General features: G+C 59.1%; 22 protein-coding genes. 11 read left to right on the forward strand and 11 right to left on the reverse strand.

What is annotated here, in order from left to right:
- Positions 1 to 17 precede the first annotated feature (17 nt).
- From HDF10_RS11415 to HDF10_RS11435, 5 genes are all read right to left on the reverse strand, one after another.
- Positions 18 to 467: an acyl-CoA thioesterase gene (locus HDF10_RS11415; protein ID WP_183813413.1), complete on the reverse strand. Its 450-nt coding sequence runs from the start codon at positions 465 to 467 to the stop codon at positions 18 to 20.
- 77 nt (positions 468 to 544) lie between these two features.
- Entirely contained in the window at positions 545 to 1,327 is a 783-nt protein-coding gene (locus HDF10_RS11420; protein ID WP_311732739.1) for an enoyl-CoA hydratase/isomerase family protein, read from the reverse strand.
- Between the two features lie 65 nt (positions 1,328 to 1,392).
- Positions 1,393 to 2,265, reverse strand: a complete 873-nt coding sequence (locus tag HDF10_RS11425; protein ID WP_311732740.1) for a hydroxymethylglutaryl-CoA lyase — start codon at positions 2,263 to 2,265, stop codon at positions 1,393 to 1,395.
- 23 nt (positions 2,266 to 2,288) lie between these two features.
- Positions 2,289 to 2,678, reverse strand: a complete 390-nt coding sequence (locus HDF10_RS11430) for a hypothetical protein (RefSeq protein WP_183813415.1) — start codon at positions 2,676 to 2,678, stop codon at positions 2,289 to 2,291.
- A 29-nt stretch (positions 2,679 to 2,707) separates the two neighbouring features.
- Positions 2,708 to 4,414: an acyl-CoA carboxylase subunit beta gene (locus HDF10_RS11435; protein WP_221271637.1), complete on the reverse strand. Its 1,707-nt coding sequence runs from the start codon at positions 4,412 to 4,414 to the stop codon at positions 2,708 to 2,710.
- A gap of 147 nt (positions 4,415 to 4,561) precedes the next feature.
- On the opposite strand from HDF10_RS11435, the gene HDF10_RS11440 reads away from it, so the two are divergent.
- The 3 genes from HDF10_RS11440 to HDF10_RS11450 all read left to right on the forward strand — a co-directional run bounded on the left by HDF10_RS11440 (position 4,562) and on the right by HDF10_RS11450 (position 6,151).
- On the forward strand, positions 4,562 to 5,035 hold the full coding sequence (locus HDF10_RS11440) for a hypothetical protein (RefSeq protein WP_183813417.1): 474 nt from the start codon (positions 4,562 to 4,564) through the stop codon (positions 5,033 to 5,035).
- A gap of 93 nt (positions 5,036 to 5,128) precedes the next feature.
- Positions 5,129 to 5,770: a bifunctional nicotinamidase/pyrazinamidase gene (pncA, locus tag HDF10_RS11445; protein ID WP_183813419.1), complete on the forward strand. Its 642-nt coding sequence runs from the start codon at positions 5,129 to 5,131 to the stop codon at positions 5,768 to 5,770.
- On the forward strand, positions 5,771 to 6,151 hold the full coding sequence (locus HDF10_RS11450) for a DUF3592 domain-containing protein (protein ID WP_183813421.1): 381 nt from the start codon (positions 5,771 to 5,773) through the stop codon (positions 6,149 to 6,151).
- Here the strand turns inward: HDF10_RS11450 and HDF10_RS11455 are convergent.
- A complete protein-coding gene (locus HDF10_RS11455) occupies positions 6,148 to 6,768 on the reverse strand; it encodes an HD domain-containing protein (protein WP_183813423.1) in 621 nt (206 codons plus the stop codon). The two genes, HDF10_RS11450 and HDF10_RS11455, sit on opposite strands and share 4 nt — an antisense overlap.
- 230 nt (positions 6,769 to 6,998) lie before the next feature.
- On the opposite strand from HDF10_RS11455, the gene HDF10_RS11460 reads away from it, so the two are divergent.
- On the forward strand, positions 6,999 to 7,532 hold the full coding sequence (locus HDF10_RS11460) for a helix-turn-helix domain-containing protein (RefSeq protein ID WP_183813425.1): 534 nt from the start codon (positions 6,999 to 7,001) through the stop codon (positions 7,530 to 7,532).
- 184 nt (positions 7,533 to 7,716) lie between these two features.
- Entirely contained in the window at positions 7,717 to 8,703 is a 987-nt protein-coding gene (gene uppS, locus HDF10_RS11465) for an undecaprenyl pyrophosphate synthase (RefSeq protein WP_183813427.1), read from the forward strand.
- Between the two features lie 215 nt (positions 8,704 to 8,918).
- On the opposite strand, the gene HDF10_RS11470 is transcribed toward uppS, so the two are convergent.
- Together HDF10_RS11470 and HDF10_RS20575 are read right to left on the reverse strand one after the other, a co-directional pair.
- Positions 8,919 to 9,368: a PadR family transcriptional regulator gene (locus HDF10_RS11470; protein ID WP_221271639.1), complete on the reverse strand. Its 450-nt coding sequence runs from the start codon at positions 9,366 to 9,368 to the stop codon at positions 8,919 to 8,921.
- Positions 9,332 to 9,475: a hypothetical protein gene (locus tag HDF10_RS20575; RefSeq protein ID WP_221271640.1), complete on the reverse strand. Its 144-nt coding sequence runs from the start codon at positions 9,473 to 9,475 to the stop codon at positions 9,332 to 9,334. Before HDF10_RS20575 ends, HDF10_RS11470 begins: the two co-directional genes overlap by 37 nt.
- 146 nt (positions 9,476 to 9,621) lie before the next feature.
- Between HDF10_RS20575 and HDF10_RS11475 the strand changes: the two genes are divergently transcribed.
- The 4 genes from HDF10_RS11475 (at position 9,622) to rseP (ending at position 14,229) form a co-directional block, all read left to right on the forward strand.
- Entirely contained in the window at positions 9,622 to 10,485 is an 864-nt protein-coding gene (locus HDF10_RS11475; RefSeq protein ID WP_183813432.1) for a phosphatidate cytidylyltransferase, read from the forward strand.
- A 104-nt stretch (positions 10,486 to 10,589) separates the two neighbouring features.
- On the forward strand, positions 10,590 to 11,147 hold the full coding sequence (locus HDF10_RS11480) for a hypothetical protein (protein WP_183813434.1): 558 nt from the start codon (positions 10,590 to 10,592) through the stop codon (positions 11,145 to 11,147).
- Positions 11,148 to 11,605: 458 nt separating this feature from the next.
- Positions 11,606 to 12,796 (forward strand): 1-deoxy-D-xylulose-5-phosphate reductoisomerase, encoded by a 1,191-nt coding sequence (locus HDF10_RS11485; RefSeq protein WP_183813436.1) that lies wholly within the window; start codon positions 11,606 to 11,608, stop codon positions 12,794 to 12,796.
- 38 nt (positions 12,797 to 12,834) lie between these two features.
- Positions 12,835 to 14,229 carry an RIP metalloprotease RseP gene (gene rseP, locus HDF10_RS11490; protein WP_183813438.1) on the forward strand — a complete coding sequence of 465 codons (1,395 nt, stop codon included), beginning with the start codon at positions 12,835 to 12,837 and terminating at the stop codon, positions 14,227 to 14,229.
- Positions 14,230 to 14,398: 169 nt separating this feature from the next.
- Here the strand turns inward: rseP and HDF10_RS11495 are convergent, their stop codons facing one another.
- On the reverse strand, positions 14,399 to 15,400 hold the full coding sequence (locus HDF10_RS11495; RefSeq protein ID WP_183813440.1) for a DHH family phosphoesterase: 1,002 nt from the start codon (positions 15,398 to 15,400) through the stop codon (positions 14,399 to 14,401).
- Positions 15,401 to 15,566: 166 nt separating this feature from the next.
- On the opposite strand from HDF10_RS11495, the gene HDF10_RS11500 reads away from it, so the two are divergent.
- A complete protein-coding gene (locus HDF10_RS11500) occupies positions 15,567 to 16,601 on the forward strand; it encodes a CPBP family intramembrane glutamic endopeptidase (protein ID WP_221271641.1) in 1,035 nt (344 codons plus the stop codon).
- A 19-nt stretch (positions 16,602 to 16,620) separates the two neighbouring features.
- Here HDF10_RS11500 and HDF10_RS11505 read toward each other — a convergent pair whose 3' ends face one another.
- Positions 16,621 to 17,028, reverse strand: coding sequence for a nuclear transport factor 2 family protein (locus HDF10_RS11505; RefSeq protein WP_183813442.1), 408 nt, complete (start codon positions 17,026 to 17,028; stop codon positions 16,621 to 16,623).
- A gap of 69 nt (positions 17,029 to 17,097) precedes the next feature.
- Positions 17,098 to 18,720: a Na+/H+ antiporter gene (locus HDF10_RS11510; RefSeq protein ID WP_183813444.1), complete on the reverse strand. Its 1,623-nt coding sequence runs from the start codon at positions 18,718 to 18,720 to the stop codon at positions 17,098 to 17,100.
- Positions 18,721 to 18,872: 152 nt separating this feature from the next.
- Between HDF10_RS11510 and HDF10_RS11515 the strand changes: the two genes are divergently transcribed.
- Positions 18,873 to 21,524 carry a penicillin acylase family protein gene (locus HDF10_RS11515; RefSeq protein ID WP_183813446.1) on the forward strand — a complete coding sequence of 884 codons (2,652 nt, stop codon included), beginning with the start codon at positions 18,873 to 18,875 and terminating at the stop codon, positions 21,522 to 21,524.
- The last annotated feature ends 58 nt before the right edge of the window (positions 21,525 to 21,582 follow it).

The following is a 21,582-nucleotide window of genomic DNA, read 5'->3' on the forward strand; positions in this document are numbered from 1 at the left end:
ATCTGACTGCAAACCATCTACCCATGGGATGCCCGAGACCCGAGATACGCCGCAAAACGTTCCGCATACTTTGGCGGCAGGCCCCTCTTCTTCATGTCCTTGCCCACCACCACATGCACCGTCTCGCCCTCACACAGCAACGCGCCATCCCCAATCCGCAGCACCTTATACCCGAACTTGATCACCGCGCCACGAGCCGCCACCAACCTCGTCTCCACCACCAACTCATCGTCATACCGGGCCGGCGCGCGATATCGCACATGCACGTCCACCACCGCAATCCCGCAGCCCTCCTCCACCTCCATTCGCTTGTAGTCCAGCCCCATGCACCGGATCAACTCCACCCGCCCCACCTCAAACCAGATCAGGTAGTTCGAGTGATACACCACGCCCATCTGGTCGGTCTCGGCATACCGCACCCGTACCCGGGCCTCCCCCACACGCTTCTCTGCGACAACTTCAATCATCCAGACAGTCTACCTAATCTGAACCACAATTCAGATCGATCTGATCCGGTCGCAACAGCTACAAATCCCCGCAACCATCAGCCCCTGCCCCAAACCGGCTTCCTCTTCTCCAGAAATGCCGCCACCCCCTCGCGAAAATCATGCGTTCCTCTGGCCTCTGCATTCGCCGCCAACGCCTCCGCAACCGCCGCATCCAGCCACGCCTTATTCTGCGCCCTCAGCAGCCGCTTCGTTGCCGACATCGCCTCCGGACTATTTGCCCTCAACATCCCCACCAGCTCCAGCGTCCGCGCCGTCAGCTTCTCCGCGTCAACCACCTCATTCACCAACCCCAACCGCTCCGCCTCTTCGCTGGTAAAGATCCGCCCCGTCAGCAGCAGATCCCGCGCCGGCTTCTCTCCAATCTGCAACACCAGAAAAGCCGACACCACCGCCGGCACAAATCCGATCTTCACCTCCGTATATCCGAACTTCGCCCCCGGCACCGCAAGCGTAAAGTCGCACATCGTCGCCAGACCCGTCCCCCCGGCAATCGCAGCTCCATGTACCGCCGCAATCGTAGGCTTCGGCAGCTCATACAAGGTTCGAAACAGCCGCGCAATCCGCTCCGCGTCCGCAGTATGTTCCGCAGCGGACTTATCGTTCATCCTCTGCAGCGCGCTCAAATCCAACCCGGCACAAAACGCCTCCCCCGCGCCCGCGAGCACCACCACGCTGCAGTCGCTCGCGGCAGTCTCTTCCATCGCCTGAATCAACTCCTGCTGCATCTCCGGTGTCATCGCATTGCGCCGCTCAGGACGATTCAAAGTAATCATCCGAACCCCGTCCACGTCCGTAACCAAAATAGTTACATAACTCACAAAAAACCCCCTAACTCTCTACTCGACCAGCCCTGCTAACTAGCTGATTCGCTGACTCGCTACGTTCACTGCACCCTCTCCCCATACTTCCGCAATATCTCCGCGCTAGCCGCCAGTAACCCATCCAGCGGCCGCAGTGGCTCCAACTCCGCTCCCAACGCCTTCAACTCCGCCAGCAGCACCTCCGTCGCGACATTTCCCACCAGCGCATCCTGGGCAAACGGACAACCACCCAGCCCGCCAATCGCCGCATCGAACCGCCTGCACCCAGCCTCATACGCCGCACGAATCTTCTCTGCCGCCTGGTCCGGCCTTGCATGCAGATGCACCCCAATCTCAATCCCCTCATGCACTGCCAGAACATCCGCCACCAGATCGCTGACCTGTTTCGGCGTCGCCAGCCCCACCGTATCCGCCAGCGAGATCTGCGTCACCCCGTTATCCGCCAGCAGATCGCACGCCGCCACCACTTCGTCAATATCCCACGCCTCGCCATAAGGATTCCCAAACGCCATCGAGATGTACGCCACCACATCCATTCCCGCCTTGTACGCCAACGTGCCCACCTTCTCCAACTCCTCCAGCGCCTCCTCCGGCGTCTGACTCTGATTCCGCTGCAAAAACGTCGGCGACACCGAATAAGGAAACCCCAGCGTCTGCACGCTCCCCGTCTTCACCGCCCGCTCGGCACCCTTCCCATTCACCACAATGCCAATAATCTCGACATCATCTGGCGGATCAAGATACTCCAGCACCAGCTCCGAATCCGCCATCTGCGGCACCGCCGACCGCGAAACAAAGCTCACCGCATCGATATGCTTGAACCCCGCCGCAATCAACACCCGCAGATAATCCGCCTTTACCTCCGCTGGCATATTCTTCGGCAAGCCCTGCCAAGCATCCCGCGGACACTCAATAATCTTCACCAAGTTACTCACTCCCTTGTCGTCCTCTTTCTCTGTCACTGAACGACAATGACAGATTTATTCATTCGTGGCGATCCAGTCCAATCCTCCACCACACCATTCTTAATAGAAGAGCCTTCCATTCCTCCGAAAACAAAAACAAAAGCGTGAGGACCGAAGCTTGCATGTGCACCAGCCGTGGCGGAAGAAAGAACTATTACAAACCGCTTCAAGACACTAGCTCGAATTTTCCTAGCGGGAAAGGTCACCTTGCCTGTGAGATCAGTGATCAAATCAGCCTCACTACCTTTAGATTCGGCAGAGTAATCCCGATAGCTTTCACGAACTTTCGCGCCGCTAATCGAATTGTTTGATGTATCTACGACAGAGACCTCCCAAAGTGGAGCCTGCAGCGACTCGAACGGATAGACGAAGAGAAGAATCACGATAAGCGCTATGACAATTTGAAACTTCCTCACGTCTGCAAAACCCCCGGATTAAACCTAGCCACATCCGGATTCAAACTAGCCGCCTCCAATGCCGTCATCAGCACCTCCCGCGTCTTCACCGGATCAATAATCGAATCAATCCAAAGCCTCGCCGCCCCGTACCTCGGATCGGCCTGCGCATCATACGACGACTTAATCTCGTCATACAGCGCCTTCTTCTCCGCATCCGACAGCACCTTCCCCCCACGCTCCATCTGCTTCGCCCTCACCTCCGCCAGAGTATTCGCCGCCGAAGCCCCACTCATCACCGCATACCGAGCCGTAGGCCACGCAAACAAAAACCGCGGATCATAAGCCTTTCCGCACATCGCATAATGCCCCGCCCCAAAACTCCCACCCACAATCACCGTTATTTTGGGCACAACCGAAGTGCTCACCGCCGAAACCATCTTCGCCCCGGCACGAATAATCCCACTCCACTCCGCATCCTTCCCCACCATGAACCCATTCACATCATGCAGAAAGATCAACGGCACCAGACTCTGATTGCAATCCATAATGAATCGCGCCGCCTTCTGCGCACTCTCCGTATAGATCACCCCGCCGAACTCCGTCCGCTTCTCTCCCGCCTGCGGCCCCACAGCAACCGTCTGCGACTGGTGCACCTTCTGATTCGCCACAATCCCCACAGCCCGTCCGCCAATTCGAGCATATCCACACAACACCGTCCGCCCAAAATCCTCCTTGTACTCATCGAACTCCGAGCGATCCACGATCCGCGCAATCACCTCGCGCATGTCATACACATTGCTCGCAGCCTTCGCCGGATCAGGATCGATCAACCCATACAGATCCTCCGCGGCAAACTTCGGCGCATCCTTCGCTGCGTCGTACCCCACGACACTAAACGGGGCCTTCGCCGGCGAGCCAATCTTCCCCACCAGAGAACGTAACCGTGCCAGGCACATATGATCATTCGGCTCTTTGAAATCCACAGTGCCCGAGATCTCCGCGTGCATCGCCGCCCCGCCCAGCTCCTCAGCGTCGGTCTTCTGCCCGATCGCCGCCTGCACCAGCGACGGCCCCGCCAGAAACAACCCCGATCCCTCCGTCATCAACACCGTATCCGTCATCACCGGCAGATAAGCCCCGCCCGCCACGCACATCCCCATAATCGCCGTAATCTGCGGCACCCCCAGCGAGCTCATCACCGCGTTATTGCGAAACACTCTGCCGAAATCATCCGTATCCGGAAACACATCCTCCTGCAGCGGCAGAAACACCCCCGCCGAATCCACCAGATACAGAGTCGGAATCCGATTCTCCAGCGCAATCGTCTGCGCCCGCAGCACCTTCTTCGCCGTCATCGGAAAAAACGCCCCCGCCTTCACCGTCGCGTCATTTGCGACGATCATGCACAGCCGCCCACTCACCCGCCCCAGCCCGGTCACCACCCCCGCCGCCGGCGCGCCGCCATACTCGCCATACATCCCATACGCCGCCCATAGCCCCAACTCCAGAAACTCACTTCCCTCATCCAGCAGCAGCGCCAGGCGCTCCCGCACTGTCAGCCGCCCCTTGGCCCTCTGCGCCTCCGCAGCCTTCGCCCCGCCACCCAGCCGAATCTCATCCTCCGAGACCCGCAACGCCGCCATCAACACCTGCAACGCCGCACGATTCGCACCGAACCGCGCCGCCTTCACATCCAGCTTCGACCCCAACGAACTCTCCAACTTCCATCCTCCGATAACCGGCCAATCACAAAAGCGTGCCAGCCTAGCATCTTAGCTGCACATTACGTTCACCGTCTCGTCCGAACCCGTGTACCCTATCTTCGAACTGAAACCAGAGATAGTTCAGACATCCCACGGAGACACGGAATGAACCTCCGAACCAAACTCGCACAGTTGATCCTGATCTCCGGCGCGCTTCTCCTGCCTGTCCACGGCATCGCTCAAACTCCCACCGTCGACCTCGACAAATCCATCGACCTCTCCGTCGGAAGCCACGCGAAAGTTCAGCAGCTCCTCTTCAACCTCCAGCAAGCCGTCGCCCAGCACAACCCCGCCGCCGTCGCCGCCCTCGTTCACTACCCCATCAAGGTCAACCCCGGCAAGCGTCCCATCACCATCAAATCCCCAAAGGCCTTCATCAAGGACTACGACCGCGTCATCACCTCCGACATCTCCTCGGTCATCCTGAAACAAAAATACGACGCTCTCTTCGTCAACTCCCAGGGCGTCATGCTCGGCGACGGCGAAGTCTGGATCACCGGCTTCTGTCAGGACAAAAATTGCAAAAGCTCCGACATAAAGATCGGCACCATCCAGGACACCACAAACCTCAAGCCATAATCAGGTCCGGGTGCCCCATATCTCGATTTCGAGATGTGGGCATCGTCCGAAGGACGACCGTACTCTTCACTTGTGCTCTACCATCAAGTCACTATGCAACTCCAACCCACCGACGCACTCCTCGTCATCGACGTCCAAAACGACTTCATGCCCGGCGGCGCATTGCCCATCCCAGACAGCGACGCCGTAGTCCCCCTCATCAACGCCCTCGCAAAAAAGTTCGACCACGTCATCCTCACCCAGGACTGGCACCCCACCCAACACATTTCCTTCGCCACCACCCACGCCGCAACTCATGCGAACGCCCAGCCCTACGAGACCATTCAGGCCCCCTACGGTCCCCAGACCCTCTGGCCCGAACACGTCCTCCAACACACCGAAGGCGCAGCCTTCCATCCCGCCCTCTCCATCCCCCACGCCGAACTCATCCTCCGCAAAGGCTTCCGCCGCCACATCGACAGCTACTCCGCCTTCCTCGAGAACGACCACACCACACCCACCGGCCTCGCTGGGTACCTCCGCGAGCGCAACCTCACCCGCCTCTTCCTCTGCGGCCTCGCCTACGACTTCTGCGTCCGCTACTCGGCCCTCGACGGCCACGTCCTCGGCTTCGAAACGGTAGTCCTCGAAGACGCCACCCGCCCCGTCAACCTACCCGGCTCAGTCGATGCAACAAATCAGTCCTTCTCTGCGAACAGAATCGCAAAAATTCCAAGCAGCGAACTCGGTGTCTAAATGACAGAACACCTCACCGCTTCTGAAAGATCCTCTTCGGACAACTGGAAGGAAGTAACTGCGACAGTATTATCCAGCACTTACCATCCTGCCCGTCTCCGCGATTTGTCTGATGACTATCAGGACAATAGTTTTTTCGTGGTCAGTTTCAGTTACACCGTCGACGGAAAGCTTTTCGTCGACGAATACGAACGCAGCGAACCGCTGGATAGAGGGCACGAAATCGTGATTCTCTATAACTCTTCAAAGCCAGGCGAAAACAACCTTTCCGAAGTAGCTCCCACATCAAGATCTCGCATTGTTGGTTGGGTTGGAGGGGCGATTCTTGCGGCACTCATCATCTATCTCGCCAAACATTTCGACCTGCCTGATGAGTTTTAAGAGCTAAGAGACTCGTTCCCTTCCAGCCCCAACTCCCCCGCCCGCGCCTGCATCGCCCGCAGACAGTTCCCCACATGCTCGTCCACACTCAACCCCAACAACTCCGCCCCATCCGTAATATCCTCCCGCTTCACTGCCCGCGCGAACGCCTTATCCTTCATCTTCTTCTTTACTCCCGCCACCTCCACCTCGTGAATCGACTTCGAAGGTTTCACCAGCGCACACGCCGTCAAAAAACCCGCAAGCTCATCGCAGGCAAACAACGCCTTATCCAGATGCGACTCCCGTGGCGTTCCCGAGTAGTCCGCGTGCGCCAAAATCGCATGCACCACCTCCTCCGGCCATCCCAACTCCCGCAGATGCCTCACTCCGACAAACGGATGCTCCTCCAGCGAAGGATGCCGCTCATAGTCCATATCGTGCAGCAGCCCAGCACTCGCATATCTCCCGACAAACTCCGCAGCCTCTTCCCCCAAAAGTCCCAACCGCGAAGCCTCCATCACGCCATAGGCCTCCGTGCAAACCGAAACCGCCAGCCCATGCTTCCGCAGACTCTCTCCCTTGGTCCACTCCTCCAACAACGCCAGCGCCTGCCCTCGCCCAAAACCATCGCTCATGCAATAACTCCTCCTCTCCAAATCTAACCCGATCCCCGCCTATCTCCTCCCCGCTGAGCCAGCAAGTTACCACTTTGGTTCCTTTCCGGCTTTTTCCGACATTTGTGGAGTCTTTAGCGGTTTTTTTGTTGACTCACCCGAGTCCCAGTGTCAATCTAGGCACATCATATGTTCCGTTATCGGACATGTGCTGGGTCCTTGCTCTGGGTCCCTTCGCAACAACACAACTTATGGCAACCATGATGGCACCTGTCGAACAACGTGAGGTACTACGTTGCGACCACTGCAGTTTGGTGCAGTTTCGGACAGCCAATGCGCTGTGCCGCCGCTGCCACAAATGCCTCGAGGTCGAAGAGCCCGAACCAGCTCCCGCACCACTGGCGCTGGTTCCCCCACCATCAACCCAGGAAGGCGGCCTGCAGGTAGCCAGCGCCGTTCGAGACCTGCGCCACGTGCGCAATCTCTCGCAGCGTCAGCTTGCAGCTCGCATGGGAGTACCACGCACCTACATCTCCAAGATCGAGAATGGCAAGGCCATGCCGACCCTGTCCTCCCTCGATCGCCTCGCTCGCGCACTCCAGGTCGACATCTCCGCCCTGCTGCGCGACTCCAACACCCGCCATCGCGACGAGACCGCGGTCCTGATGACCGATCCCTTCCTCGCCGAGATCGCCACCTACACCTCGCAACTCGACGAACTACAGCGGTCCATCTTCCTGAATCATGTTCGCGAACTGGCCGCAGGACGCCGTCGTACCGCGTAAATAGCGTCCCTGCAACACCGGCCCGCAACACCGCTCCACGACCTCCAGGGAGGCGTCAGCATTTCACGTGACGCCTTCCTCTCCTTCTCCCCTCAACTCCCCGCCTCCCTCGCGCGAAAGATGTATAGGGCGTTCATTGCGCGCCCCCCAGCGGTGTGCTAGCGTCAATATCTGCGAGGTCGCTTTGCGCGCATCATCACCCCTACCGAACTCCAGCCGCGTCCCCAATCGCAGCCATGAGCTCTCTGCCGAAGAGCAGAGCGTCTACCGGCAGCTGGATCCAGCAAAAATTCCCCAGCACGTCGCCATCATCATGGACGGCAACGGCCGCTGGGCCGGAAAACGTGCCCTCAAGCGCTTCCTCGGCCACCAGAAGGGCGCCGAGTCCGTTCAGTTCGTCGTAGAGACCGCCTCGCGCATCAACCTGCCCTGGCTCACCCTCTACGCCTTCTCGCTCGAAAACAATCTCCGCCGCCCCAAGTCCGAAGTCAGCTTCCTCATGAAGCTTCTCAAAAGCTACCTCGTCGGAAACGTCAAACGCATGAACGACAACAACGTTCGCATGGCCTACATCGGCCGCACCCACGACCTGCCGCAGGAGGTCCAGGACACCATGCAGTGGGCCTCGGAGTCCACGGCCAAGAACACCGGCACTACCCTCACCCTGGCCCTCAACTATGGCGCCCGCTCCGAGATCGTCGACGCCGTCCGCACCATCCTCACCGACCTCACCACCGAAGCCCACACCCGCGGCTGTTCCGTCGAGGATCTCCTCGGAGCCGGCGCACTCGAGTCCCTCGACGAGCCCACCATCGCCCGCGCCCTCTACACCGCGCACATGCCCGACCCCGACCTCGTCATCCGCACCTCCGGCGAGCAGCGCATCTCCAACTTCCTCCTCTGGCAGATCGCCTACTCCGAGATCTTCGTCACCGACCGCCTCTGGCCCGACTTCAACGGCCTTCACCTGCTCGAGGCCATCAACGCCTACCAGCATCGCGAGCGCCGATTCGGTGGCCTCGGCGAAAGCTTCACCGACGAAGACCTCAACAACCTCGAGCCCGCCGAAGAAGTAGCCGCCGAGATCAAGGACCACCTCATCCCCAAATCGGACGCCAAAGCCGAGAGCAAATCAGAAGCAAAGCCCGACGCCGTCCTCACCCGCCGCTAGCAAGCTAACAATAGTCCTGCCGGACGGGCCTCCTGCGCGGAGCGCGGGCGTTCGCACGCCTTTTTAAAGCTTCGCGTGGTCCTCCCGTTGGTCGGCACAATCATCCCTCGCGACCAACGGGAGCGCCAAACCGAAGGGGTATACACGTCACGAAGTGACCGACCTCCGCGCAGGAGGGCCGTCCGACAGGACACCCGCGTCTCGCGCCGTGATAGTCACGCCCTCTCAATCTGCTTGGCAGCCGCGTCGATGATGTCCGTAATCGCGTGAATCTGTTCCGTCGTCAGCGGCCCCTTCTTCATCCGCAACGACATCCGGAAGTTCTCGACAGCGCGTTCGATCTGAGGAGAACGACCACTCCCCTGCTCACTGCGAGCATGGTCCATCCTCGCGAAGATCGCATCTACCATCGCCTTGTTCTCGGCGAGTGACTTTGCCCCTTCTTCCGTGATCGTATAAAGCTTCCGCGCGCCCTCGGAGACCACGGTCGCGTGCCCCATCTCCTCGAGCATCGTCAGCATCGGATACACCACGCCCGGACTCGGCGCATACATTCCGCCCAGCCGCTCCTGGATCGACTTGATGATCTCGTAGCCATGGCTCGGCTTCTCCGCAATCTGCTGCAGGATCACGTAGCGAAGATCGCCCGCGCCGAAGAACCGCATCGGGCCTCCCCGTCCTCCGCGAAAACCATGCCGCCCTCCGCCAAAGTCGCCAAATCCACCTCGTTGATCGTCCCTGTGTCTCTCACCACGGCCTTCTTCTCTGCCATGGCAACCTCTGTAGTGCTCGTGTAAGTGCTCGTGTAGTTTTCTCATGCCATGGATAGTACTAAGATATATCTTGATAAGTCAAGATATAAAATAAAATAATCTTCCCCAGCCGATATCTAGCCCGATATATCCTGTTCAGGACTTCATGAAACGCATTCTTACAGCCTTAGTTCTCATCCTCGCCGTCTTCGCCCTCATCTTCTTCGGACAGCTGTGGATGATCACCCTCTTCAGCGCCATCGTCGCAGAACTCGCAGCCTACGAGTACCTCAAGCTGGCCTCAGTCGGTGCCGAAGCCCACGGCGCCAAACTCCGCATCCCCATCTGGTGGATGATCCTCGGAACCGCCCTCGCCTTCGTCGTCACCCTGCCTAACTTTCCAGTAGAAGCCCAGCTCCCCGTACTCAGCGCGCTCACCCTGGTCCTCTTCGCCTGGAACGGCTTCCGCGCCCCCCTTATCCAGGTCCTGCCCGACACAGCCCAGGGACTCTTCGGCCTCATCTACATCGCCTATCCCCTCACCCTCGTGCCTCTGCTCTGGAAGCAGGAGGACGGCCCCGCCCTCGTGCTCTTCCTCATGGTCTGCGTCTGGGCCGGCGACATTGCAGCCCTGTACATCGGCCGAGCCTTCGGCAAACGCAAGCTCGCGCCCCGTCTCAGCCCTGGAAAGACCAGGGCCGGCTCCATCGCCTCCATCATCGGCAGCATGATCGCCGGAGGCATCGTCATCGCCATCGCCGACGCCCTCACCGCCCACGGCAACACCCTGCTCCACATCTCCGAGCCGCTCTGGCAATCGCTCCTGCTAGCCGCAATCCTCAACATCGCCGCTCAGCTAGGCGACCTCCTCGAGTCCGCCATCAAGCGCGGAGCAGGCGTCAAAGACTCCGGAACCATGCTCCCCGGCCACGGCGGAATCCTCGACCGCATCGACGCCCTCCTCCTCGCCGCCCCAGTCCTCTGGTACATCCTCCTCCTCAAGGACTACTTCGGCCTCGGCCGCTTCTAGCCCCCAAAACGATTCTGCCCTCCGATAGTGGGCCAGTTTGAAAATCCGGGCAACCAGAGTTACCTATAACCCCGTTTTCCGCTAGCCGCTGTATCTTAGCGAATATGGCTTTTGGCTGGCGTTCACTTTTGGGTAGGCTAAGTGGTTCGCGCGGAGACACACCGGCTGTCAGCTTTGTCTTGCTAGAAAGCAAATTTGAACCGCTCCCGGACTATTTGCTCCTTGACCGTGCCAAGTCTGCGTATGAGAAAGCGCAACCGAAAGGCGGGATTGAACTGCTCGAGGACCGTACGGATGCTTCTCGAGTGCTGAGGGTTGAGAACTTCTTTTTTGCTTTTCATCAGGCCCAGCGGCAGTACTCCCGCCCTTCGTTCAAGAATCCTGAAGTGATTGACCAGGCTTGGAGCAATCACGTCTGCTGGTCGAGCTTCGACTGGGCTTCACCGGCACTCAAAGAGAAAGATAAACAAGGTGCTCGCAAACTCATGCTGCCTCTGGTCGATCTTCTGTGGACTCCAAACACTACAGGTCTTTTCTTCCCGGATCATGGCTTGACCATCCCAAGCATGGGCGACCTCAACGAAAGCATGCGTTGGGCAGATCGGAATGGCATTCCGGTGCAAGAACTTTTCCCAACAATGACATCGCCGAAGCCGAAATAGAAACTCAGCCGCTGGAGCTATTTCCTTGAAAGTCCAGTTTTCGTAAAACTTCAGTCTTACGCGCCAAACTGACCCACGACCCCTCCTCCCATGCCCAAATCCTGTCAACCCCCAATGCCCTTAAAACCCGCACCAATCAAGAGAATTCGCATGGCGTATTAGTTACCCTCAAACGGCTATACTTGAAGTAGTTCTGAAAATAGTCTTTGAAGTAGTTCCGAACTAACCTGGACATTCACAAGAGATGCGACGTAACTCCTTTGTTTGCACGTATCTGCAAGTAACTCTTTGTATATGACATATTTACGCGACAACACGACCCACATCTCCATGCAAAGAAAAGACTTACGCGCCGGTAATAGGAGGGGGGGGGTACCCCACTTCGGGCCAGCCGTGCTGCACACCGCCAGCCTCCTTGAGTATCCGAACCAATCCACACCCCCCGAGGCCCACGCCTCGTGAAAAAGCTCGCAATACTCGGCTCAACCGGCTCCATCGGCCACAGCACCCTCTCCATCTGCGAGTCCTTCCCCGACCGCTACCAGGTCATCTCCCTCGCCGCTGGCACCAACATCGACTCCGCCTTCGCCCAGTGCCTCCGCTGGCGCCCGAAGGTCATCTCCCTCGCCACCGAAGCCCTCGCAGCCACTCTGCTCACCCGCCTCAAGGCCGCAGGCATCACCAGCATCGAAGTCGTCCACGGCACCGCAGGCACCATCCACGTCGCAACGCTGCCCGAGGTCAACTTCGTAGTCTCCGCAATCGTAGGCGTAGCCGGCCTCGAAGCCACCTACGCCGCGGTCTGTGCCGGCAAGACCATCGGCCTCGCCAACAAAGAGTGCCTCGTAGCCGCAGGCGAGCTCATCCTCGCCGCCGCGAAGCAGCACAACGTAGCCCTCCTCCCTATCGACTCCGAGCACAACGCAGTCCACCAGTGCCTGCGCGGCGGTACCGCAGCCGAAGTGAAACAGATCTGGCTCACCGCATCGGGCGGCCCCTTCCGCAACACCCCTCTAACCGAGTTCGAGAACATCACCCCACAGCAAGCTCTCAAGCATCCCACCTGGGTCATGGGTCAGCGCATCACCATCGACTCGGCCACCATGATGAACAAAGGCTTCGAGGTCATCGAAGCCTGCCGCCTCTTCAACCTCCCCGCAGCCCGCGTCCGCACCACCATCCACCCTCAATCCACGGTCCACTCCCTGGTCGAGTTCGTCGACGGCAGCATCCTCGCCCAGATCTCGGTCACCGACATGCGCCTCCCCATCCTCTACGCCCTCGCCTACCCGGAGCGCGTCGCCGTAACTGAAAAAGAGTCCCTCACCTTCGACCTCACCACCCTCTCGCAGCTCGACTTCTCGCAGCCCGACCTCACCCGCTTCCCCTGTCTCCGCCTCGCCTACGAAGCAGCCGAAGCGGGCGGAAATGCCTGCATCGCCCTCAACGCCGCCGACGAGATCGCCGTAGCCGCATTCCTCGAAGGACGTATCTCCTTCCTCGGCATTCCACGTACAATAGAGACTGTGCTGCAGCTAACTTCAGGTCAATCTCCGGCGTCTATCCTCGATGTGCTTGATGCAGATCTTGCCGCGCGCGCCTCGGCCCGCGAAGTGATTGCCCGCCAACTCACCGGCGCTCAACGGTAGTCTGCAGCTAACCAGGTAACGAGGTCCTTCCGAACTTCATGGCAACAATCGTCCAGCTCCTCATCGTCCTCGGCATCATGGTTCTGGTCCACGAGTTCGGCCACTTCGCAGTCGCCAAGCTCTGCGGCATCCGCGTGGAGGTCTTCTCCATCGGCTTCGGCAAGCGCCTCTTCGGCTTCCGCCGCGGCGACACCGAGTACCAGATCGCCGCAGTCCCGCTCGGCGGCTACGTCAAGATGGCCGGCGAGATGGGTTTTGCCGGAAATGAACTCACTCCCGGCAGCGTCGCGCCCACCGATCCTGGTGACTTCAACGCCCATCCCCGCTGGCAGCGCATCCTCGTCGCGCTCGCAGGCCCCATCGCCAACTTCATCCTCGCCCTCGGCCTTATGACCGGCGTCTCCATGCTCCACAACGAGGTGCAGGAGTTCATTGACGGCCCCGCCTACACCGACTACATCACCCCAAACACCCCCGCAGCCCGTGTCGGAATCCGTAGCGGCGACACCATCGTCCACTACGACACCATCGAAAATCCAACATGGGACCAAGTCGGCACCCGCTCTCTCCTAAACCTCAACCAGACCGTTCCCTTCTCCTTCGTCCACAACGGCCAGCGTGTCGACACCAAACTCTTCGTTGAAAACAAGGGCGCTCCCGACGACTTCTCACTCGACAACCTGGGCATCATTCCGAAGATGCAGACGACGCCGGTTCAGGTCGACTCGCTTGAGCCCAACATGCCTGCAGTTCGCGCCGGCCTCAAGCCACACGACAAGATTCTCAGCATCGACGGACTCCAGATGCACTCAGTCCCCGCTCTGCTGTCCTACCTTCAGGATCAGGCGGGCAAGCCCGCAGACCTATTGATTCAACGCACTGCGGCTGATGGTGCAACACAGATTCTGCCAGTTCAGGTCACTCCAGAGCTCGCTGAGACTCCTGGTGGGCCTAAGCAGAAGGATTACCGGCTTGGTTTTGTGGCGGTCCAGCCACCTGTAAAGGTAGAGCGGCTGCCGCTGGGTAAGGCGATGGTCGCTTCGTGGGAGTTCAACAAGAAAGGCTCTTTGCTGATAGTCGAAGTGCTGAAGCGGCTCTTTACACGGCAGGTTTCGGTGAAGAGTCTGCAGAGTCCGATTGGGATTGGGCAGCAGATTCATCAGGCGGCGCAGATGCCCGGATGGATGCCGTTGATTGGTTTGATGAGCTATATCTCGTTGAATCTGGGGATCTTCAACCTGCTGCCGATTCCGATCCTGGACGGCGGGATGATCTTGTTTTTGTTGATCGAGACCATCATGCGGCGAGATGTGAATCAGCAGATCAAGGAGCGCGTCTATCAGGTTGCGTTCGTTTGTCTGTTGGCGTTCTTCGCGTTCGTCATCTTCAACGATCTGACGAAGCTCAACCTTTTCACGAAACTTAAACCTTAGAAGATTTTAAAAAAATATTCCCTGGTGCGAACGTGATTCGCTCCAGGGTTTTGTTGTTTTTGCTGGTGTTTTTGGAGGGGTGTTTTTATGGTGAGAACGTGGTTGAATGCGTGATGAACGTGGTGTGTTGACCGTCACTTCTCGGCGCACGAAAAATACGCCAACTTTTTCAACTATTTTTTTCTGGGCCGGTTGCGGCCGCTCGCAGTTCAGCCAGGATCTCACCGACTGCCTTTCGCGCTTCGTCCTCGCGGTCAGGGGGAAAGCTGATCGCGCCTACACGAGCGTGCCCGCCGCCGCCGTAACGCTCGCAAATGGCAGCGAGATTGACCAGCTCGGACGGCATCAGCTTCGTCCACGGGTTTGTTCCTACCGATACCTTAGTGCGAAAGCTCGACTTGCTTAGTCCCACGTTGTAGGTTGCGTCGGGATGCAGGTAGTACGGGATGAACTTGTTGTAGCCCTCCGTCGGCTGGTCGGTGATGTCGAAGGTGATCACGCCGTGGTTCGCCGTTGATCGCTGTTTGATCAGCTCGAGCGCGGCCCAGTGCCGGTCCATCAACGGGCCAAGCTGCTCCTGCACGAATCCCTTGTCCAATACCTGCTGAAGACTCATCTCGGTCAGGAGCGGAATCAGTCTCTGCACCAGGGTAGGGTCCGAGGAGCTTTCGATGACCATCGTCAGCTTCATGGCGGGCGCGGCCATCTCTACCGCGGCCTTGGCGCTCTCGTAGCGCGCACCGTCGACGATGTCGGCCCACTGGATCAGCTCCAGCATGGGGGCTGTGTCGAAGCCGAAGTTGACCTGGGCTATATCTGCGATGAGGCTGGTGCAAGAGATGTAGTTCGGGTTGAAGAACTTTCGCATACGTTGCGATCCGTCGGCCTGTCCTGCTTCAAAGTTCTTCTGGTCTTCGGGAGTCAAAAACGCGCTCTGATGATGATCGAACCACCACGTCACCCTGGGCGAAGCAGAGTATTTGAAGTCCACGATCGCATTCTCGCCGCTGCCGAAGTCGCCTTCGTCGAACAGTGCGCCGGCCCGATGCACGAGCCCGTGATAGGAGTACGAGGTCGCCGTCTTCACACACTCCCGGTGAAACCGCGTGAACAGCGAAGCCGAACAGGCGCCATCGAAGCACTTATCGTGATAAAAGATCTTGCAGTCCAAATCGGCTCTCTCCCGCGCTCAACACCTTTCTTGAAGGTGTGAAGAGTCAAGCATAGCGTACCTGAATCACTTAGCGATCTATCTCGCTTCGCGGAACTCCATCTCGCTTGGCGGAACTTTTCGCGAGATCTTCTCGTACCTCAAATCCAGCCCCACGAGGATTCCCTTGCAGACCGACACTCAGTATTCATCGCCCGACACTCCGCTGTCTCCAACCCCGCAATCACCGATCGAGCGCCCATCCCCTCTGCGCAATGTCTTCTTCGGCACCGAAGGGCTTCGCGCCGGCTGGAGCATCCTTCTCTTCGTGGCTCTCTTCGCGGCGTTTCTCTTTCTCGCAAACTTTATCACTCACAAGATTCATCCACCGACCCACCACACCTCACCGGACCATACCATCCCCTTTTTCTTCATGTTTCTGAACGAGGCCGTACCGTTGTTGGGAGTTGGAATCGTCACCTGGATTATGTCGAAGGTGGAGCGTCGCCCGGTTGGTGTCTACGGCCTTGGAGGCACCAGGAAGCTGCCGCACTTTATCGCGGGACTCGCGTGGGGCATTATCTGCCTGACGCCGTTCATCCTCATCCTCTGGAAGGCTGGTTTTCTTGTCTTCGACAATCGCCTCCTCTTTGGCAGCGACATACTCCGCTACGGCGCGCAGTGGCTGGCGATGTTCTTCGCTGTCGGTCTGCTGGAGGAGTACTTTACTCGCGGCTACCTGCAGTACACGCTCACTCGCGGACTGGCCGGGCTCTTTCGATGGGCCTTCAAAACCCCTCACGGCAACGTGCTTGCCTTCTGGACTTCGGCTGTCATCTTTTCGACGCTCTTCGGTCTGGTCCACAGCAGCAACCCCGGCGAGTCTCCCATCGGGCTGGTTACTGCCGGCATTGCCTCTATGATGTTCTGTCTGGTTCTGTGGCGTACGGGCTCTCTTTGGTGGGCCATCGGCTTCCACACTACCTGGGACTGGGGGCAATCGTTCCTCTATGGGGTAGCCGACAGCGGCATCATGGTGCAACACCATCTTCTTGCTACTCATCCTGTCGGCAAACCTCTGCTGAGTGGGGGCACAACGGGGCCTGAAGGCAGCATCGTTATTCTGCCGATCCTTATCCTGATCGTCCTGGTCATCCTCTTTACCCTGCCCCGCACCCACTCCGGTTATACGCGTCTGCTGGACTGCCCCATCGAACCTTGAGTACGCGTGATCAGATCAGCTACCACGGATCGAAGCAATCATAGTTACGCTGCAAAGCAATTCGGCCATCGCGAAGATGAAAGAAGATTGCAAAGGAAGCCTTCATTTCAGTGCCAGCTGCCAGCGTTCCAAACCCAATCGCGAGAACTCCAGTCCAGCGAGCTTCGACAGCTACGCGGTCCCCTTGAACTATCTCTGAAACGATCTCATACTGCTGCCGTTGAAGGACTTTTAGACCCTGCTGGCTACGCTGCAGAATATCTTCGAGGTTGCTTTCCTGCCCGTGTTTATTGAGTTGATTGGGCATCTCAATCTGCCGAACATCGTCCGCAAAGAATTTACGGAGAGCGTCTCCTGCCTCACCACTTTGGAGTGCGTTCAAATACGTTCGCACTACGTCGATGTTTTTGTCTTCTGCATTTGTCATGTGGTCAGTCTCCCCGTGATTTGCGCGGATTTCTGGCAGGTCGCAGACGACTTGATCAAGCGAACTGAACTAAGCGATCGGCGTTCCCTGGTATCGCGTCTCTGCAAGGTCAAGCTCTCGCTCCATCGTTCGGAGCACATCATCTCCAATGCGTCCCTTATCCCGCAGAGAGATGAGCGTGCGTCGCTCGGCTTGGAGGGCATCTTCCAAGATGCTTCGCAGTCGCGTCATCGTCTCCCTGTCAACCGCCTCGAGGTCACCCTCTTCGCCTCCGCCAACAGCTGCGAGCTTGTGTCTATAGCGATGAATGAGATCGTCGTATAAATGCTCCGCATCATGGCCATCGCGCTTGCGCCCTTCCTCGAGATGGTGAACGGCCGCTCGTAGAACGATGCGCCTCGCCTCCTTCTCTTCTGGATCCATTCCCGAGTTGCCTGCGAGGCCAAGGACACGAATCAGCGCGGGTAGCGTGAGGCCCTGCAGCACCAGCGTGACGAGGATCACGCAGAAGGCCAGGAACACGATCAGGTTTCTCGTCTCGGACCTGCCATCTCCGAGTATCTCGGGAACTGAGATCGCGGCTGCGAGCGCAAGTACGCCGCGCATCCCCGTCCAACCCACGACAAAGACCTCGCGCGGCTGCAGCTCTTCTTCCTTGTGTTTCATCCATCGCCGATCGACATAGGCTGCGATCTTGAAGACCGGAATGACCCAGACGATTCGCAACAAAATCAGCACAACGCTGAAGACGACTCCGTAGAAGATCAGAGTTCCTTTGCTGAACCTGCCGTGAATTCCGGCCAGCACGTAGGGCAGTTGCAGGCCGATGAGCACAAAGACCAGCCCATTCAGCATGAACGTCAACGCATCCCACGCTCCAACGACCTGCAACCGCACGGCTGGCGAGAAGAACTCTGTGCTCTTGCGGCTCATGTAGATTCCGCAGGCCACTACTGCCAGAACACCTGATGCCTTCGCGTGCTCTCCTGCGAGATACGCTGCGTATGGAACGACGAGACTCACGACCAGCTCGACGGGGCCGTCGTCGATGAACTTCTCCAGCCAGCCCACGATGATGCCGATCAGGAGGCCGATCAGAAGTCCACCGATGACCAGATACAGCAGCCTGAAGAGACCGCCGCCGAGAGTTGGCGTCTGCCCTCCCTGGATGATTCCGATGCCTATTTCGAGAGCGAGCAGACCGGTTGCATCGTTGAGCAGACTCTCTCCCTCGAGGATATCGACGATGCGTCTGGGGAGGCCGATGGACTTTGCGATCGAAGTCGCGGCGATTGCATCTGTGGTTGCGACTACAGCGCCGAGCAGAAAGCCGGCCTTCCAGTCGAGCGCGGTGATGAAGTGGTCGGAGAAGAATGCGACTCCCCAGACGGTGAAGCCGACCAGACCGAACGCCAGCAGGCCGATCACAACTCCGTTGCGGCGAAACTCACGCCAGGACATCGACCAGGCGGAGGAGTACAACAGCGGCGGCAGAAAGACGACGAAGACGACGTCGGGATCGAGCGGAACGCGGGGCATGCGCGGCAGGAAGCTGATGATGAGCCCCGCCAGCACGAGCACGATGGGATAGGGCACACTTAGTCGCCGCGCCATCGCTGCAAAACCTGCGACCAACACCAGCAGCAGCAGAATGACCGTCTCGACTGCATGCAGACTCGATCCAGCTTCCATGACACCCTCGTTTCGGTCCGGCACTGCGTTGCGAACCGGACCACATCCAATGTCGCATCACTGATGCTACGTAAACCAGATTAAATGACATGCGCGGTTGTCTGTCGAGTTGAGCGCCGGGCCACGCTTCCATTTACACTTCGATCAAAGCTATGAACCCGTACGAATCGATCGCCGCCGCAGCCTCCTCGGAAGAAGCCCGAACCGCCTTGCAGGTTCGACGCAGACGGATCTTCTATCGACTCGTGGTTATCTTTACTTTGCTGGTGCTGCTCTCCGGCGTGGTTGGTTTCTTCTATGCGCGGCATTGGACTCACCAGGCGATGCGCGATGCTCTGCCGCAGCTGGATGGTGCGATCTCTATCGCTGGGTTGTCCGCTACGGTGTCAGTTCAGCGCGATGGCCACGGCGTTCCCCATCTTCGGGCGAGTTCGCTGGACGATCTGGTGATGGCGCAGGCGTATGTGACAGCGCAGGACCGGTTGTGGCAGATGGATGCGCTGCGCCGACATGCCGCGGGCAATCTTGCCGAGATACTTGGAGCGCCGCTGATTCCGCATGATCGCGCGCAACGCACCCTGCAGATTCGCGCTGCTGCCGACCGCGCGCTGGCTACTCTTCCGGCGGATCAACTGCATCTGCTGGAGCGGTACTCTGCCGGCGTGAATGCGTCGATTGCAGACCAGAGCGCTCATCTGCCACTGGAGTTTCGACTGCTACGCTACACGCCTGCGCCGTGGACTCCGCGCGACAGCCTTCTGATTGGGCTGGTGATGTTTCAGGATCTGACGAACAGCTTTCCGCAGGAGTTGAATCGCGAGGCGCTGACTGCGCGGCTTCCTTCGCATCTGGTTGGGGACCTCTATCCTGTGGGCTCGTGGCGCGACCATCCACCGGCTCAGCCTGTGGTTGATCTGACCGCGCCGCAGCAGGATATTCCGGATATTCCGCTTGATGAATCGCAGACGAAGCTTCGCAGGCCGGCGCCGACGGCGAGTGCGACGGCTACTCCCGAGGATCTGCTCGCACTGCAAGAGACTCTCAAGAACCCCGTCTGCGAAGGCTGTTTTGCGGGGTCGGGCGACTGGGTTGTGTCGGGCGCGCATACCGCTACCGGCAAGCCGCTGCTATCGAATGACATGCACCTGACGCACAATATTCCGGGGATCTGGTATCAGGCGGATCTCGAAGCGCCTGCACCGAATGGAGATCTTCACGTCTCCGGCGTCTCGCTGCCCGGCGTGCCGTTTATCATCGTCGGCCACAACGCCCATGTTGCGTGGGGATTTACGAATCTCGGCGCAGAGGTGCAGGACATCTACATCGAGCACACGCGCGGCAGTGGCGACACGATGGAGTATCAGGCGCTCGACAGCAGCTGGCATGCGGTCGTCCATCAGCAGGAGATCATCCACGTCAAAGGCGCGAAGGATCTTGTTCTTGATGTGCCCGCCACTCAGCACGGTGGCGTGAATACACCGATCATCTCGGGCATCTTTCCCAGCGAGAAGCGCAGCCTCTCCCTTCGCTGGACGATCTACGATCCTTCAAACATCACGCCGTCGTTTCAAGCCATCGACAGCGCAACCGACGGAGCCAGTCTTGTCGCTGCGTTCTCCAGCTTTGGCGGCCCCGCGCAGAATCTCGTCTATGCGGACGACCAGGGTCACATCGGCTACCATGCCGTTGGAAAGATTCCGATTCGCGGCAACATCGCGACGCCAAGCCCCATCAGCCCGGTTCCCAGCGACGCGCTCGACACTACGCAGGATTGGGCCGGCACGATTCCATACGAGATGCTTCCGCGCGTGGTGGACCCACCCAACGGTATCCTCGCCACCGCCAACGCCCGTGTCACCAGCGACGACTACCCTTATCCGATCACGCTGAACTGGGCCGCTCCTTATCGCAACGAGCGCATCTGGAAGGTGCTTACGGCGCGCGCCGCGGAGACCAAAGACCATCTCACGGCGGCCGACATGCTAGCGCTCCAGACCGACGTGTACTCCGATGTCGATCACGCGATCGCGCAGCGTCTCGCCTACGCCATCGATCACGTCACCAAGTCCGAGTTCACGACAGAAAAGACCGCCGCGAAGCGTCTTCATCAGGCCGCGGATCTCCTGCGCGACTGGAACGGCAACGTCGATGCGGACGCCGCCGCCCCGGCAATCGTCGTTGCGACTCGCGCCGCACTGTGGCCTCTGCTGCTAGACCCGCAGCTCAGTGCGCAGCCCCAGACGAAGTCTGATCTTCAGCCCGGCAGCCCTCGCACGGGAGCCGCTCTCTATACCTGGGGCAACAAGGCCTACGCGGAGGAGTGGCTCATCATGCACACTCCCAGCCGATGGCTGCCCCCGGCGTATCCCACCTGGGACGACCTGCTCACTGCCGCCGTCTCAAAGGCCCTCGCCGACAACCACGCTCCCGCCGACCTCTCCAAGTGGCGTTACGGTCAGTTCCGTCCCATCGACATCGAACACCCCGTCTACAGTCAATCTCCGATCCTTCAGCGCGTCATCGGCCTGCCCACCAGCCCCGGCCTCCAACCCCAGAGCGGCGACGACGTCACCGTCAAGCAGGTAGGCCGCAGCTTCGGCCCCTCGGAGCGCTTCACCGCCGACCTCTCCGACTTCGACCACAGCACGCTCAACCTCGTCCTCGGCGAGTCCTCGAACCCGCTGAGCGCCTGGTTCATGGATCAGTGGCCCGCCTGGTACCACGGCACCACCTTCCCGCTGCCCTTCAGCCACGCCGCAGTCGATGTCGCCGCCACCCACACCCTGACCCTCACGCCTCGGTAGCAAAGATGCCACAATCCCACTATGCGTGGGGCGGTCACTTCGTGACTTGTATACCCCT

This window comes from Tunturiibacter empetritectus (genome assembly GCF_014201375.1).
GTDB lineage: Bacteria > Acidobacteriota > Terriglobia > Terriglobales > Acidobacteriaceae > Edaphobacter > Edaphobacter lichenicola_D.